The 16,902-nt window shown below is 36.9% G+C and carries 15 protein-coding genes; 11 read left to right on the forward strand and 4 right to left on the reverse strand.

Translation table 11 applies throughout. From position 1 onward, the window contains the following. Position 1: 1 nt before the first annotated feature. Complete coding sequence (locus AQF98_RS16750) at positions 2–1,150, reverse strand: ATP-binding protein (protein ID WP_055133118.1); 1,149 nt, start codon at positions 1,148–1,150, stop codon at positions 2–4. 151 nt (positions 1,151–1,301) lie between these two features. On the opposite strand from AQF98_RS16750, the gene AQF98_RS16755 reads away from it, so the two are divergent. From AQF98_RS16755 to AQF98_RS16795, 9 genes are all read left to right on the forward strand, one after another. Then, entirely contained in the window at positions 1,302–1,742 is a 441-nt protein-coding gene (locus tag AQF98_RS16755; protein ID WP_055133119.1) for a MarR family winged helix-turn-helix transcriptional regulator, read from the forward strand. 4 nt (positions 1,743–1,746) lie between these two features. Further along, the gene (locus AQF98_RS16760) at positions 1,747–4,173 is read left to right on the forward strand and encodes an outer membrane beta-barrel protein (RefSeq protein WP_055133120.1); all 2,427 of its coding nucleotides are present in this window, start codon (positions 1,747–1,749) and stop codon (positions 4,171–4,173) included. Positions 4,174–4,277: 104 nt separating this feature from the next. Further along, positions 4,278–4,694: a Holliday junction resolvase RuvX gene (ruvX, locus tag AQF98_RS16765; protein WP_055133121.1), complete on the forward strand. Its 417-nt coding sequence runs from the start codon at positions 4,278–4,280 to the stop codon at positions 4,692–4,694. 5 nt (positions 4,695–4,699) lie between these two features. After that, entirely contained in the window at positions 4,700–5,332 is a 633-nt protein-coding gene (locus tag AQF98_RS16770) for an O-methyltransferase (protein ID WP_055133122.1), read from the forward strand. A gap of 120 nt (positions 5,333–5,452) precedes the next feature. Next, on the forward strand, positions 5,453–6,157 hold the full coding sequence (locus tag AQF98_RS16775; protein ID WP_055133546.1) for a glucosaminidase domain-containing protein: 705 nt from the start codon (positions 5,453–5,455) through the stop codon (positions 6,155–6,157). Further along, positions 6,157–6,996 (forward strand): glucosaminidase domain-containing protein, encoded by an 840-nt coding sequence (locus tag AQF98_RS16780; RefSeq protein ID WP_055133123.1) that lies wholly within the window; start codon positions 6,157–6,159, stop codon positions 6,994–6,996. The genes AQF98_RS16775 and AQF98_RS16780 overlap by 1 nt, the downstream gene beginning before the upstream one ends. A gap of 47 nt (positions 6,997–7,043) precedes the next feature. After that, positions 7,044–7,796 carry a hypothetical protein gene (locus AQF98_RS16785; RefSeq protein ID WP_055133124.1) on the forward strand — a complete coding sequence of 251 codons (753 nt, stop codon included), beginning with the start codon at positions 7,044–7,046 and terminating at the stop codon, positions 7,794–7,796. Beyond that, entirely contained in the window at positions 7,793–8,116 is a 324-nt protein-coding gene (locus AQF98_RS16790; protein ID WP_055133125.1) for a hypothetical protein, read from the forward strand. Before AQF98_RS16785 ends, AQF98_RS16790 begins: the two co-directional genes overlap by 4 nt. 102 nt (positions 8,117–8,218) lie before the next feature. Further along, a complete protein-coding gene (locus AQF98_RS16795) occupies positions 8,219–9,211 on the forward strand; it encodes a DUF3078 domain-containing protein (protein ID WP_055133126.1) in 993 nt (330 codons plus the stop codon). A 4-nt stretch (positions 9,212–9,215) separates the two neighbouring features. Here AQF98_RS16795 and AQF98_RS16800 read toward each other — a convergent pair whose 3' ends face one another. From AQF98_RS16800 to AQF98_RS16810, 3 genes are all read right to left on the reverse strand, one after another. Continuing rightward, the gene (locus AQF98_RS16800) at positions 9,216–11,651 is read right to left on the reverse strand and encodes a DUF5916 domain-containing protein (protein ID WP_055133127.1); all 2,436 of its coding nucleotides are present in this window, start codon (positions 11,649–11,651) and stop codon (positions 9,216–9,218) included. Positions 11,652–11,899: 248 nt separating this feature from the next. Next, positions 11,900–14,005 (reverse strand): M56 family metallopeptidase, encoded by a 2,106-nt coding sequence (locus tag AQF98_RS16805; RefSeq protein ID WP_235524252.1) that lies wholly within the window; start codon positions 14,003–14,005, stop codon positions 11,900–11,902. Beyond that, entirely contained in the window at positions 14,002–14,367 is a 366-nt protein-coding gene (locus AQF98_RS16810; RefSeq protein WP_235524253.1) for a BlaI/MecI/CopY family transcriptional regulator, read from the reverse strand. The genes AQF98_RS16805 and AQF98_RS16810 overlap by 4 nt, the downstream gene beginning before the upstream one ends. Before the next feature lie 190 nt (positions 14,368–14,557). Here AQF98_RS16810 and ffh point away from each other — a divergent pair, with 190 nt between their 5' ends. Continuing rightward, complete coding sequence (gene ffh, locus AQF98_RS16815) at positions 14,558–15,898, forward strand: signal recognition particle protein (protein ID WP_055133128.1); 1,341 nt, start codon at positions 14,558–14,560, stop codon at positions 15,896–15,898. Positions 15,899–16,025: 127 nt separating this feature from the next. After that, positions 16,026–16,898, forward strand: coding sequence for a hypothetical protein (locus tag AQF98_RS16820; protein WP_055133129.1), 873 nt, complete (start codon positions 16,026–16,028; stop codon positions 16,896–16,898). The last annotated feature ends 4 nt before the right edge of the window (positions 16,899–16,902 follow it).

The following is a 16,902-nucleotide window of genomic DNA, read 5'->3' on the forward strand; positions in this document are numbered from 1 at the left end:
ATTAATTGTATATATATTGAGTCCCTTTCGGGAGCGTTTTAAACTTAATTATTTTAACTAGTTGTAAAGATACATCTAAAAACAGAATTTTCGGATTCGCATTACGTTCAATATGGTAATGTGCCTTTTCTAGTTCGGCAATGAGGGCCTCAACCATAGGTAAATTGAGTACGTTGGTTGATAGTTTAACAGCTACTTCTAGCGTTTGATGCGGCAATTTAACCAAATCATCGGCTCCGCTGATCAATAAACTACATTCGCGTAAAAAGTTGATACCGTATTTTAAAAAGTTCTTTTGGTTTTCTCGGCCCCAACTGGCAGCGGTTTCGGTAAAAGCAATCATAGCGGGCACTTTATTGCCAAAACCCATGCGCAGCCATTCTGCAAAGTAACCCGCATTGTTATTGGGCGTGTCGTTAAGTAAGGCCTTGGCTTCAATGAGGTTTCCATCTGCTAAAAAACTAAATTCAGTAGCTTGGTTTGGTGCCAATTGTGCTTTATTGATCAAATAGTTTTCGATCTCTAGATCTGGCAATTTGGGTATTTTAACAATCTGGGTACGCGACAAAATGGTAGATAGAATCTGTTCTTGATTTTGTGCTACCAGTATAAATAAAGTATTGGCAGGTGGTTCTTCAATAATTTTGAGCAGGGCATTCCCCTCTCTATCTAAAAACTCAGGCAGCCACATAATCAGTACTTTTGTATCGGCCTCAAATGCTTTGTAACTTAGTTTTTTGATGATATCATGGCACTCTGCAATGTTGATGTTGGCTTGTTTATTATCTGCACTTAATTTAGAGCGCCAAATATCCAAGTTAAAATAAGGGTCTTCCAGCAATAAACTTCTCCATTCTTCTAAAACATCGACTGCTATTTTTACAGCTGCCGAGGCAAAAAAGGGATAGGAGAAATGTAAATCGGGATGGATATATTTTTCGTATTTGCGGCAAGAGGAACATTCGCCACAACTATCTGTTGGTGTTCTATTTTGGCAATTGATATACTGTGCATAAGCAATGGCCAAGGGTAGGGCACCACTTCCTTCGGCAGATAAAAAAAGTTGTGCATGGCTAACCCTGTTCTCTACAACGGTTTGTATCAGCTGTTGCTTTAAACCTTCCTGTCCTATGATCTCTTTAAACTGCATTGGTGCAAAATAAGAAATAGAAGTGAGATGTAGGATACGAGTTTGAGATTTTGATGAACGTTTTACCAATATGGAACAATTACCATTGTAAAATAATTGTTGATATATCAATAATTGATATTGCATTTAATATTTTTACTATATAAACTCCATGGAAAAATTAAATGATACCCTGCTTTATACTTTAGATAAGTGTTTCAGAACTTATAACCAGTTTGCGCAGCGCAATGTTCGCCAAGCGGGATATGACATTACCATTGACCAATGGTTGATCTTGAAAAGTGTAGCTGAAAATCCAGACATTACGCAGAACGACATTGGCAAAATTGTTTTCAAAGACAATGCATCCATCACCCGTATTATTCAACTTTTGGTTAATGCCGGGTATTTGGTTCGCGAAACTTACCCAACAGATAGAAGGCGGGTAAACTTAATATTAACCGAAAGCGGAAAGAAAATAACAATAGCAGTGAATGAAATTGCTATCCAGAATAGAGCTGCCGCATTACAGCATATAGATGCAAAAAGTATTGAACAGATGAAAGCCCTGTTATTGCAGATTATGGAGAATTGCCAAACACCAAATACCTAACCAAATGAAAACATATTATACCATTGTTCTCTTGCTTTTTTGCCTATTAGGCAACCAAGCTTTGATGGCCCAAACTACTCAGCCAGATTTAAGCATTACTGTTTTAGACGAGCAACAGCAGCCCATTGCAAATGCTACGGTTGAATTGCGAAAGGCAGATGCCAAAGTCTTAATTAAGGCAGCCATTACCTCAGATAAAGGGGTAGCCAGTTTTCAGGTAGCGGGCGAAGGTAAATATGTAGCCACCATTATTGCGTTGGGTTATGTTACAAAAAATACAGCCGCACTTCAACTGCCAATGGCAAATCAAAACATCACTATTAACTTAATTCAAAGTGCAAAAAGTTTGCAACAGGTAAATGTTACGGCCCAAAAACCATTTGTACAACGTACGCAAGGCAAAACCATTGTTAATGTTGATGCTGCGGTTACCAATGCAGGCACTACTGTTCTGGAAGTTTTAGAAAAATCGCCAGGTGTAATGGTAGACCGGAATGGAGGAATTAGTTTACAAGGAAAACCGAGTGTGTTGGTGATGATTGACGATAAACCCACTTATTTATCGGGCACTGAGTTGAGCAATTTATTAGGGAGCATGAGTTCGGCCCAAGTGAACCAGATCGAACTGATTACAAGTCCATCGGCCAAATATGATGCAAGTGGCAATGCTGGAATTATCAATATCAAGACTAAAAAAAATAGACAAGAGGGGTTTAATGGTAATTTTTTAACCAATGTTGGCCAAGGTAAATACCTAAAAAATAACAACTCATTGGTGTTGAATTTTAGAAAAGGAAGGCTCAACACTTTTGTAAATTATGGCTTTAATTACAATAAGAACTTTACCTCAATATATGCCTATCGCCAGTATTTTAACAATCAGGGAGGAATCATATCGGCGTTAGATCAGCCTTCTTACCTAGGGAATACGGGAAAGAATAATTCGCTAAAAACAGGGCTAGATTTTTATGCTTCAGAAAAAACCACTTTTGGTCTTACACTTTCGGGTACTTTGGTTAAACGTAAAGGCGAAGGCGATGCGGTTGCAACTTGGCTAAATGCACAGCAAGTAATCGATTCGGCCATTTCTACCTACAGTGGAAGTGATTTTAGGTTGAGAAATGGAGCGGTAAATGTTTACGGAAGACACAATATCAATAAAAAACAAGACATTGGTTTTGATGTTGACTATTTACGGTATGCCATAGATAATGACCAGAATTTTCAGAACATCAGAACAGGCGCAACAGCCTATAACCAAGGCTCAAGAGGGGATATCCCTTCCAAACTCCGCATATTTTCTGCTAAAGCAGATTATAGCCTACAGTTGGGTAAAACTGCCAAGTTTGAAGCGGGTGTAAAATCATCAGCCATACATACAGATAATACGGCCGATTACCAGTATTTTAATGGAACAGCTTGGACCGCAGATCTGAAAAAAAGCAACCACTTTTTATATGAAGAAAAGATCAACTCAGTATATGCCAGTCTCGAACATAAAATTAATCGAGTAAGCTATCAATTGGGCCTACGTTACGAAAACACCAATTACAATGGAAACCAATTGGGTAATGCGGCACAACAAGGCAGTAATTTCTCTAAAAAATACCAAGACTTTTTTCCATCAGGTTATCTCTCTTATCAAGCAGATTCGGCAAACTCCTTTTCTTTTACCGCAGGGCGTAGGATTGATCGGCCGGCCTATCAAAAGCTCAACCCTTTTGTCTTTATCATCAATAAATATACTTATCAAAGAGGAAATCCATTCTTTTTACCACAATACACCTGGAATTTTGAATTGAGCCACTCTTATCAACAAGTGTTAACTACCGCTATCTCTTATAGTGGAATTACCAATTATTTTTCGCAACTGTTTTTGTCTGAGGGAAATGATATTTTGGTGTACACCGAGGGTAATGTGGGCAGGATGCATAATTTAGGCATTGCGGTAACCGCTCAGGTTTCGCCTTTTAAATGGTGGTCGCTAACAGCGCAGAGCAATTTCAATTATAAAAAATTGAGTGGTTATCAAAACGTCAACTATCAATCTTCTGTAAAACAGTTACATACCAGTTTAAACAATCAATTCCGAATCAATTCGACCTTAAATGCAGAAATTTCTGGATTTTATACTACCAAGGCACGCAACGACCTGCAAGAAATATTATCGCCTACTGGTCAATTATCAGCAGGGTTGGTTAAAACCATTTTAAAAGGAAAAGGAAGTTTGAAATTGAGTGCAAGAGATATTTTCTATACCCAGTCTATGGAAGGGCTAACAGATTTTCCTGGCGCAAATGAGTATTTTATTTTATGGAGAGATAGCCAAGTGATCAACCTTGGCTTTAGCTATCGTTTTGGTAAACCTTTAAAAGCCCCAAAAAGATCTACAGGTGGCGCTGGTGATGAGATGAACAGAGCTGGTGCTTAAAAAGTAGAAACTTTTGTGGTAAAAAACTGAGAAAGATTAATGTAGTAACCAATTGGATCATTGAGTTAGGGAAATAGCTTTTTATATTTTGCTATCTTTGGCCCATGGCACGTATCCTCGCATTTGATTATGGAACCAAACGTATCGGCGTTGCCGTAACTGATCCTCTACAGATCATTGCCACTGGCTTAGACACCATACACCCCAAAGATATTATCGATTTCCTGAAAAAATACATGCTCACCGAGCAGATTGAGGCTTTTGTAATTGGAGATCCCAAACAAATGGATGGCTCTCCATCAGAATCTGCACAACATGTTAAAGGTTTTTCGACTACTTTAAAAAAGAACTTCCCTACCATTCCACAATATTGGATAGACGAGCGTTTTACATCAAAATTGGCCGAGCGAACCATTATGCAAAGTGGCTTTAAAAAAAGCGACAGGAGAGATAAGGAAAGGGTAGATGCAATTGCTGCTACCATAATTCTGCAATATTTTATGGAACAACATCGTTTATAAACACAATGATTAGCGAAGAACTACAAAATCTACTCTTAAAATATTGTGAACCTGAAGATGCTTTACTTCAGCATATTGACAGAGAAACACATCTTAAGGTCTTATTGCCACGAATGTTAAGTGGACATTATCAAGGACGTGTGTTGAGTTTATTGAGCAAAATGAACAATCCCAAACGAATTTTAGAGGTGGGTACCTATACAGGTTATGCTACCTTATGTTTGGCAGAAGGACTAGGGCCCGACGGGATCATCTTTACTCTTGATATCAATGCAGAGCTGGAGGATATGGTTCGCGGAAATTTTGCCAAATCTCCATTAAACGACAAAATCAAATACATTATAGGAGATGCTCAAGAAAGCTTGAAACTGTTAAAAGAAGAGACTTTTGACCTGGTTTTTATTGATGCCGATAAGAAAAACAATGGCACTTATTACGATCTGGTTTTTGACCAAGTAAGGCCCGGTGGAATCATCATCGTTGATAACGTACTGTGGAGTGGAAAAATATTAAGCAATGCCCAAGACCAAGACACGAAAAACATTAGTAGCTTTAATGATCGTGTTGCAGCAGATCAGAGAGTTGAAAAATTGATTTTACCCGTTAGGGATGGGCTTTTAATTATACGTAAGAAATAATTCAGTTGGCAATTGTCAGTTGGTATTGCATGAGGTTAACTGTATAAATTGTTTAATAGGTTAACTGGATTAGCAAATGGCCATTAAATGTATACAGTTGACGGATTAATTAAACCAAACATGAAGAAAATAATTACCTTTTGTGCACTGCTTTTATCGGTATGTTTTACCAAAGCACAAACAACAGAAGATTATATTGCCGAACATGTTGGCCATGCTCAAGAATTAATGCGAGTTCATCAATTGCCGGCAAGTATCATATTGGCTGTAGCCATTCACGAGTCTGCTGCGGGCAAAAGCAAAATTGCACAATACCTGAACAACCATTTTGGGATAAAAGGTGAAAACAGCAGCACTGAAATCAGATCGTCTTATAAAGATTATCCTTCGGTTGATTCTTCCTATAATCACTTTGTTTCATTTTTGCATAGCCGAACCTATTTTGATGTGCTTTTTGATAAATACGACCAATACGATTATGTAAATTGGGCAAGGGGTATCCAACGGGCAGGTTATGCCCGTAGCCGTACTTGGGCAAACCAGGTAATAGGACTCATTAAAAAGTACGAATTGTTTCAGTACGATGAAAGACCTGATGATTACGTGGCTGCAGTAGCTCCAGTTGTAGAACCAACAGTTAAATCGGCCAATAGAAGTAGGAAATCTAGATCATCAGCTACAAAGAAAAATAAAATATACACGGTTAAAAAGGGCGACAATCTAAATAAAATAGCAGAGAAAAACGGAACAAGTTCTGCCCTTTTAATGCGTAAAAATGGATTAAAATCTTCAGCGCTAAAACCCGGTCAAAAAATTAAACTCTAATGAAGAAAACTTTACTCATCTGTGCAGTTGTTATTACATCACTAAGTGCATGTAAATCTAGGCAGTACAGTCGTAACAATAAACAAATAGAAAAACAAGCTACCAAAGAGAAGCCAAACTTCACCAATTATACCACGCTTGCTTATATAGAAGCTTTTAAAGCGGTGGCCATAGCCGAAATGAATGCCTACGGTATCCCTGCAAGTATTACCTTGGCACAGGGAATTTCTGAGTCTGGGAGCGGAAATAGCAGTTTGGCCAAATACGCCAATAACCATTTTGGGATCAAATGTACTTCAGACTGGAAAGGCAAAGCCTATTATAAAGATGATGATAAAAGTGACGATTGTTTTAGAGTCTATAAAGACGCGAGAGAATCATACAAAGACCATTCAGAATTTCTAAAGCGTAAACGTTATAGCTTTTTATTCGAACTGGATAAGAACGATTATAAAAACTGGGCTCAGGGACTGAAAACTGCTGGTTATGCTACCAATCCAAAATATGCAGACATGTTGATCGGTCTGATTGAAAAGTATCAGTTGTACCAATATGACCAACCTGAAACGGAGCGAGAAAAAATTGCCAGAGAAGATCGTGTTTTTTCAGATATCAACGCCAATATTCCGGTTGAAAAAAAGAAATTTACCCCCGTTAACGTTGCACCTAAAGATCCTCCAACAGGTGCAGAAGGGACCAATTATTATACCGTAAAGCAAGGTGATACGTTGTTTAAAATTGCTCAATTGTATAAACTAACCATAGATGAATTAAAGACGCTAAATAAACTAAGCGACAATAACATCAAAATTGGGCAAAAACTATTGGTAGTTAAATAATGTTAACATAGGCAAGCAATAATTACATATATTGTAGTTTTGTAACAATGAAGTTTTCTGCGCTAATTTTATTTCTTGCTGTTTGTAGCCTACATGCATTTGCCCAAAATGCATCGGTACAGGGATTTGTGGTTGATAAGGAAAGCAAGCAACGCTTGGCAAAGGTATACATCTACAACCCTACAACCGACGAAGGGATATACAATAATGCCAAGGGCGAATTTTTTACCAAGGCTAAAATTGGCGATACCTTATTTGCAGCTTTACAAGGTTACGCCATGGATACCGTTGTTTATAAAGGACAAAGTACCATTGTTTTTCAATTGAAATCTGTGGTAATTAGGTTAAAGGAAATTAATGTATATGGCAAAATCCCTACGCCAAAAGAACAATACAATAAAACATTAAAAGAGTATAAATATGCTTTAGACAAAGGGAGCAGTAAAGACCTTTTAAACTTAGGGCAACGCGGTGTGGGCTTAGGTATCGATGCCATTTACAACCTGCTGAGCAGGCAGGGTAAAAATGCCAGACATTTACAGGCCATATTAGAACGAGACTATCACGAATCGATTATAGACTATCGGTTTAACCCCGATTATGTGAAATCTGTTGTAGCGGCAAATGATGAAGAACTGAAGGACTTTATGCTGCAGTACCGCCCTACCTACACTTTTGTATTAACAGCATCAGATTATGCATTTGTGGCTTTTATCAGAAATAGCTACGCCTCTTATAAACGGAATCCGGCAGCATTTAGGTTGCCAAAATTGCCTAAAGTAGAGATTAAAAATCCATGAAACCCTGGTTGATTGTTTTTAAAAGGCTACCTGCCAATGCAATGGCCTTGTTCCCTTTTATCCTCATCAAAAAGCAAGAACAAAAAAATGATCCAGTACTCATCAACCACGAAAAGATTCACTTGAGGCAGCAACTGGAAATGTTGATCCTACCATTTTATGTGTTTTACTTGCTCAATTATTTTATTAATCTTTTAAGATATAGAAATCACGACCGGGCTTATTTTAACATTTCATTTGAAAGAGAAGCCTATCATTACGAAGCAGACTTAAATTATTTATCAGAACGGAAGTGGCTGAAATGGATAGCGTTTTTATAGCGAATTAGGCTTCATTAAAATCATTTAAGCGTTGTGTAATGAAACGGTGATTTAGAAAAAATCGAAGGCATTCCGCAAATTTTTGTTTTTATTTGTAATATAATGAAGAACTTACTGCTTACCGTTTTAATCGTAATCGCTCTTTCCTTCCATGTCAATGCCCAAGAGGTAGATACTATTCCCATTTCTACAAAAAACCTAGATATTAGACTAAAACGTAGCCCCTTGCCTACCAGAATAGGGATTCTCCAATTTGAACCAGTAGACCTCAAACCAGCATTGGTAAATGCCAAGGTCAACTATTGGAAAACAAAAACTTCTATTGGTATTAATGTTAACCAAGCCGCATTTAGCGATAATTGGAAAGGTGGTGGGGTAAACTCTTTGGCAATTGGAGGTTTGGTCAATTACAAAGCAGAGTACAGTAAAGAGAGTTACAGCTATGTAAGTGAAGTGATTTTACAATACGGAAAGGTAAAAAACAAAAGTCAGCTGCAAAAGAAAACCACCGACCGTATTTACTGGGATAATAAAGCAGCCATCCAACTTTCTAAAAACTGGTATTTCTTTGGATCTATTAACTTTGAATCGCAATTTGATAAAGGTTTCTCTTATAGTAAAGATGCCCAGGGAAATGAAAAAGAGAATCTGCTATCTAAATTCATGTCGCCTGGCTATTTAACAGAATCAATCGGTTTTGAATACAAGCCAAACAAAGTTTTTTCTACTCGTATTGGTACCGGAACAGCCCGTCAAACCTTTGTATTAGATACCAACCTTTATAAAACCAATGCCAATAACTTTGGGGTAAAAAAAGGTAAAAACTTTAGGAATGAACTGGCTTTCCAGATTGTAACAAGTTATGAGAAAGAGATTTTTCAAAACATTATGCTCAAAACAAGATACAACATGTTTATTCCTTATGATAACTTTGGGCATATTGACCATCGATTGGATATCAACCTTGTGGCCAAAGTTAATCGCTTTATCAATGTTTCTGTAACAGGTGTAGGTCTGTATGATCGAGATACAGACCTGAAAATACAAGGAAGTCAAACGCTGGCCTTGGGCATGATGATTGTTTTTCCGAGATAATCCCTTAACTTTTCTTTTTCTTGGTCAGGTTGAGGTAATCTATGTAGTATAACATCTTAATAGACACACTGTTGTTTTGTGGGCCAGATAAAACCTTTTCGAAATTTCTACCATATTGCTGTGGATAAAATTGCTCAGCGGTTTCAGCCGCGTCTTTATAAGTTACACTTAACTCACTTCCAGGTGCAAACTGCCAAGTATAAACAAGATCTATATTAAACACATTGTAGTTCCTATCCTTAATTTGTAAATCTGGACCAGTATAAGGGTCTAAACGACCAGCACTATTTAAGGTGTAAAATTCTTTGTTTCTTCTGTCAGACCAATAGTGCCTAACCCTAAAATTAATACCCATTCTATTGCTAAAGCTATATTTGGCGTCCATTGAGTTTTCTACCGTATTTCTATCATAGCGAGAAAAGATAGGTGTATTTGCTTGTTTACCTGCCCAATTTACATAGTTGTAGCTCGGGGCATAATTAAGGTCTAAGCCAAGGGCAAACTTATCGCTTAACCTCAGGTTTTGGAAGAAATAGAAATTATAGCCAACACCATCAAACAATGTTCTTTTGATCCGTACTACATTACCCCCAAAGTTATAGGCTTTTGCTCGGTTTGGGTTAACATAAATAGCCATCCGATAACTCTCAGGGGCTTTATAAACCTGTCCATTCCTCGCCTCATAGAAATCGTTAGATTCTGCCAGCCAGTTGCCATTCAACTCTACCGACCAGAAATTTTTAAATTGAGTAAAAATTCCAGGGAAAATGCCAAAGCTTTGATAGTCTCCAGGCTTGTATCTTCTAGAATATTCAACTTCGGTCCATGCTTCGATCTTATTGTACCATTTGCCCGGTTTATAGATATTGTAGCTGAAGTTTACAGACTGGTCGAAGAAATTGTTGTTGGTGTAAAAACCCATGTCTGAAGGGTCAAATCTGGTATCTGAAAATACCTGCCCGTAATTAAAGGTAAAATTTCCGCTTTTTTTACCGATTTCCATATCGTAGCTATAGCCGGTACGGTTGTTTTTATCGGGATCGGCTGTAACATAACTTAATTTACCAGCTCCTTTTACAAAATACTTATTGTGCTTATCGTTAATGTTGAACAAGGCTGCACTTACATTGGCATCGTAGGCACTACCCTGTCTTAACACATTGGTGTTGATTACACTTACCGAACTATTGTTCTTTAAAGATTGGTCTAATACAAAGATGTTGTAATTGGTTAAAGGTTGGCTTTCAAATGTTCTTCTGTTGCCCTGTGCATCTTCTACCTCTGTATACATTTTATTGGTAACGGCATTGAAAATACCCAGCCCAAGACCGCCCGAGGTTCTTCCAGAGATCTTTGTGGCATTGAGTACTTTTCCCTCTCTTGGATCTTTAATGATCTTATCATTCGCTCTGAGGCCACTATCATCAAAATATGAAGGAATAGAGCCAATTCTTTTAGAGTAAAACAAATCTCCTTTATTAAATAACTCGGTTCCCTCGGTAAAAAACTGACGATTTTCATCAAATTTAACCTCAAACGGAGTGAGATTCAGCACACGATTATCACTTTGTACCTGGCCAAAATCTGGGATCAGGGTCATATCTAGGGTAAAACTTTGGTTAATGCCATATTTTACATCCATACCCCCGTTTATAGAGACTTGCGTGTTTTTTACGCCTGGGGTATTGTATGGATAATTACTAATTAAAGTAGAAACATAAGGAGAAAAAGATAAACGCAAGGGCGCTTTAATGCCTTGTAATCCTTCTAAAATACCCTCTTGATTGATAAAGCCATTTACTTTCGGATCTACAAAATTCCAGAACGTTTGACGGTTTTTGCCAGTACGCTTGCGGGTAATGTTCATACCCCAGTTTTGAATATCCTTGCTAGAGAAACGTAAGGCCGAATAAGGGATTTTAAACTCAGCTGTCCAACCTTTGCTGTCAATTTTTACATTACTTTCCCACACCGCATTCCAATTAGAATCCTCGTCGCCTATCAAAGAGTATTTAGCATCAAATTGAACACCAGCAGCAGTTACATAAAACCCATTTCCGTTTACACCATCTAAAAAAGTATCGAAAACTATTCCAATAAAATCTGCATTGCCAATGTTATCTCTAGAAACCAGCTCATGTACCACACTGTCGGGGTTATCGTACATACGTGCAGCTACGTAAATGGCATGATCATCATATAAGATCCTGATTTCTGTTCTGCCTTCTTTTGGTTCAACACGTCCGGGAACAGGTCTGTTTTCTATAAAATCTGTAGCTATTGGTGCTTTTTCCCAAGCGGCATCGTCTAAAATACCATCGATTTTTGGAGTAATGGTAGTTCTTTGGGCTTGTAGCTTCTTTTTAACAGGCGTTGAAGTTTGTGCAAAGCTATAGCCAATTGATACAGATAGGACAAAAAGGGTAAAAAATAGTCTCATTAAGTTTAGTTTGTATATAGGACAAGAGGGATGGTTAGAATGTTGCACGTAAAGAAATATATTTAAAGATAGGGTTCTTAATGGATAGTATTTTTCTCTATATCAATATAGGAAGGCATGGTTTGGTAGCTCGTTACTTTTTTTTGCCAAAATTAGACATAGGTGTAGCTTAAAGCTCATTTCTAGAATTTAGATAAAGACCAGAAATGAGCCTTTTAATTGTTTTGAGGAAATCTTTTTACGGGTTGTTAATCAATAGATAAGACTCTCATCGTAACATATTTTTCAATGCTAGTATAGTCGTGCCCCTTTTTTCTCATTGAGGAGATAAAACTTACAGATGTACCTGTCGCTTTAGCAGAAATGACATCGCTTAACGTGAGGTTTTTAAAACCTAGCTTTTTGTAATCAGTATATTCATTAGCTGTAAGGCCAATAGATTTTAGGCTAATTGCTTCTTCTGCTTCTAATTTGACACCTATATTCTCAAATTCTTTGAAAAAATCTGCTGTAATGCCCATTGTTTTCAATGGAATCAATTCTTCATCCGAAACTTTAATCCCATTGTCGGTAAAACTTTTTGCAAAAGCTGGTGTAATGTTCAATACCTTTTTAGTAATTAAGTTATCAAGGGTATGATCCTCATCAGAATCATGATTTGAGTTTTTATCTCCCTTAGGGCCTTTGCTTCCTTTTTGACCCTTTTCATTGGCCAATGCCAACATTTGATTGTCGGTTGAGCTGCTTGCTGAAACACCACTACTCGCTTTGGCATTTTTTATAAAATCGCCATCAATGCCTTGCGACTTTAAGGTAATGAGGTTGCCTGCATTCACATTTTTATAACCAGAATTTTTGATATCCTTTACATAAGCACCATCTATGTCTAAGGCCTTTAGCGGAATTAAATCTTGTAGGCTGGTGTTCGTTAATCCAGCATTTTTGAGTGAACGGATATATTCGACATCAATTTTCAGAGCGGCCAAAGGGATCAGATCGTCTTTAGTGAAACGGGTATATCCTTCTGCTTTTAACGAGTTCACAAAGTTTTTGGTAAGATTGACCATGCAAAATACCAAGGCATCTTTATCTTTGGCCTCCACACCTTCTTTGGCTAAGAAACTTAAAAATGTAGCATCGGCATTAAACTTATAGGTACCCATACCAGTTTTCCCATCAAATTTACCAGCGAATGCAATAGTGCCCGGATCTCTGGTTAAGGTAAAATTACCTTCTTTATTTTGAGGTAGGTTTTTAAATTCAGACAAAGAGAAAGTGTGAGACGAATTTGACTTGCCATCTTCGTCTGATTCGAAACGAATGGTAATCTGGTCATTTCTAATGGTTGCAAACCAAGTACCTTCGGTATCTATTGGCTGAAATTTATCAGCGGTATTATTTTTTACATTTGCGCTGCCATAAGCCATTGGCTCATTTAAAAGGGCAACAAATAACAATAGCAATGGAAAAATGAATAAGTATTTCCATGTAGAGTTTACATTTGATTTTTTTGCGTTCATCATAACTAATCTTTTTTTAAGGATGGATTGATTGTAGTTTGTGGTAAGGCTGATAGGGAAACGTGGAACAGAAACCTTTACCAGGCTCATTTGGTAACTGGCACGTTCTATGTTAGAATGAGCTAGTAGTTCGTTGTCGGTTAAAAATTCGAGGTTATCTTCAACAGCTTTGCGGTATAACCAGGCAAAGGGATTAAACCATTGAAATATAAGGGCAAGCTCTGCAAATAAAATGTCGTAGCTATGACCCTGTTGGATATGTATTTTCTCGTGTAAGAGAATTTGACTATAGGTATCCCAATCGTATTTCTCCGGATTAATAAAAATATTGTTTCCAAAAGAACAAGGTGCCTCATTTCCTGAAAGCTCAATAATTCTAAAACGACCATCTTTAATGAATGGACTTGAATAAGCCTTGTAAAGTAAGCTGCCTAGTTGTACAATAAAATTTACCGCAAAAATAACTACCCCTAACCAATAGGCCCAGATCATGATCTCATAAAATGAAAGGTCCTTAAAAAAAGAAGATGGTTTTTCTGCTACTGTATCTACAGTTTCGCTCTTTTTTAAAATAGGCTGGCTTACGGTATTGTTTTCTGGCGCTGCTATTGAATTTGATGGAGCTAGGGGGATGAAACGCTCTATTTGGGTATTCGCTTTTCTGAAAGACCATTCTTGTGGAATTGGTATAAAAGGAATGCTGAACGACAAGGCTAAACAGCCAATTAGGATAAAACGGTTTAATGGAAAAAACGTTTCTTGTTGAAGCAATACTTTATAAAAAATAAAGCAGGCTGTCAAAATGAGGGCTACACTTAACAAATAAAATATCATAACTTTTTATCTTTAATAAGGTCTAGTATTTCTTTTAACTGATCTTCAGAAAAATTTTGCTCTTTGGCAAAAAAGGCCAACATTCGTGGATATGAATTTCCAAAATATTGATTCACCACATCTTTTAAGGCATGCTTTTGATACTCTTCTTTACCTACCAATGGGAAATAGCAGAACATATTTCCAACCGTATCATGACCTAAAAATCCTTTTTCTTCTAAAATTTTAACTACGGTAGCTACACTGTTGTAATGTGGTTTAGGATCTGGAAGTAATGGGATAATATCTCTGATAAATCCTTTTTCTACTTCCCAAAATGCCTGCATAATTTGTTCTTCTCTTTTTGCTAGTTTAATCATCATCTTTAAATTATAAGACTAAGGTAGTACTAATTTTTTAGGAACGAAACTAATTAACTCGGAGATGTGTAACTTTTTTGATGCTTTTTGAATGAAGACAAGGGATAATGCATAAAAAGCCAACCTAATATGAGGTAGAAATGGCTTTTAGAGCAAAATTTAATACCTTTGTATTTCAGAAAATTAAACGAATATGTTTGAGAATTTACAGGACAAGCTAGACAGGGCATTTAAAGTTTTAAAAGGACAGGGAAGTATTACCGAAATCAACGTGGCAGAGACCATGAAAGAGATTAGGAAAGCTTTATTAGATGCCGACGTAAATTATAAAACAGCCAAATCTTTTACAGACGAAGTTAAAGAAAAGGCTTTAGGCTTAAACGTATTAACTGCGGTATCTCCGGGTCAGTTGCTAACTAAAGTAATGAACGATGAGCTGACTACCTTAATGGGTGGTGAGGTAACAGATATCGATCTCAAAAATAATCCAACAATTATATTGATAGCTGGTTTAAATGGTGCGGGTAAAACCACATTTACAGGTAAACTGGCTTTACATTTAAAAAGTAAAGGCAAAAAACCTTTAATGGTGGCTGGCGACGTTTATCGTCCTGCTGCGGTAGATCAATTACAGATTCTAGGCGAGCAGGTTGGTGTTCCGGTATATGCCAACAAAGAATCGAAAGATCCAATAGCAATTGCTTTAGAAGGTATTGCAGAAGCTAAAAAGAATAACAACAATGTAATCATCATCGATACGGCAGGTCGTTTATCAATAGATGAAAGCCTAATGAATGAGATTTCTGAAGTGAAGGCACAAACTAAACCTCACGAGATTTTATTTGTTGTTGATGCCATGACTGGTCAGGATGCGGTAAACACAGCCAAAGTGTTTAACGATCGATTAGATTTTACAGGTGTTGTTTTAACCAAATTAGATGGCGATACCCGTGGTGGTGCAGCTTTATCTATTAAATCTGTTGTAAACAAACCAATTAAATTTATTGGTACTGGCGAAAAAATGGAAGCCTTGGATGTATTCTATCCAGACAGGATGGCTTCTCGTATTTTAGGCATGGGTGATGTGGTTTCTTTAGTAGAAAGAGCACAACAACAGTTTGATGAGAAAGAAGCCGCAGAACTACAGAAAAAAATCCGCAAGAATAAATTCGACTTCAACGATTTCTATAACCAGATTCAACAGATCAAGAAAATGGGTAACATGAAAGATTTGATGGGCATGATACCAGGTGTGGGCAAGATGATGAAAAATGTGGATATTGAAGATGATGCCTTTAAAAATGTAGAAGCCATTATCCAATCGATGACCCCTTTTGAAAAAGAAAATCCAGATAGCATTCAACAAAGCCGTCGTTTACGTATTGCAAAAGGTTCGGGTAACAAGGTTGAAGAAGTAACCAAGCTGATCAAACAATTTGAAGACATGCGTAAAGTAATGAAGCAGTTCTCAAACCCGGCAGCAGCAGCAAAAATGATGAGAAATATGCCTAAAATGCCACAAGGCAAAATGTAGGCTAATTTAGTAATTGCTCGTTTATACCTATTGTTCAAGAAGATAAGTTTAAAATAAATAGTAGTAATATTCTTTTCATTTTGTTTCTTTAACTATTCAGCTAAGGAATTGAATTATGAATATATCTATGAAAGGATTTTTATTGGTCTTTTTATATTGTCCATTATTTATTTTTGGACAAGAGAAAAGATCAATTAAAGTTACAGACGCTAGCACAAAGGCGGTCATTCTAAATGCCAATTTATCTATTAATAAGGCAGATTATTATCCATCAGACGAAAATGGCAACATTCAATTTGACATTACAAAAGTAAAAAAGGGAGACTCCTTATCAGTCTCTTGCATGGGTTATTTAACCGTTAAATTTGTAGTCGAAAACACGAGTTTGCTTCCTCAAGAAGTTAGCCTAAATCCAATAGTTTACGAACTCAATGAAGTGAATGTAACCAATAAAAATGTGAAGCAAAAAGAGCTGACCTTGGGTACAAAGGCATTTTCAATCTCTCAAGAATTTACACATGCCAGCACAAAATATGGGTTATATATTAACAACAACGAGAAATTAATAGGGATCATCAAGGAAATTCGCATCCACATGAGAAATGGGGCTAAAAGTATTGATATGCCATTTAAAATTAGATTATTTGCTAGAAAACCAAATTCAAAATACCCTGGCGATGAATTAATGGACGAAATAATTGCGGCGAACCTTAAGGGTAAATCGTGGTTTTCAATAGATATTTCTCATTTAAATATTAGACTTCCAGAGGATGGTTTTTTCATTGTTTTTCAAACCATGCCCAGCGAATATTATTCAAAAGTGCCTAAGAAAGCTCATGGCTGGACAATTGCACGTGTGCCTGGGTTGGCATTTACTTCCTTCCCTAAAAGTGTGAATAAGGATAATTATTCTGTTATTGGTATAGGCGAAAATAATTGGATGAGCAAGAAAAATTTAGAATACCAAATGCAAGCTACCGTTTTAGTGAACAATAAGTAACCCA

Origin of the sequence: Pedobacter sp. Hv1 (assembly GCF_001412215.1) — a bacterium.
In the GTDB taxonomy this organism is placed as follows: Bacteria; Bacteroidota; Bacteroidia; order Sphingobacteriales; family Sphingobacteriaceae; genus Pedobacter.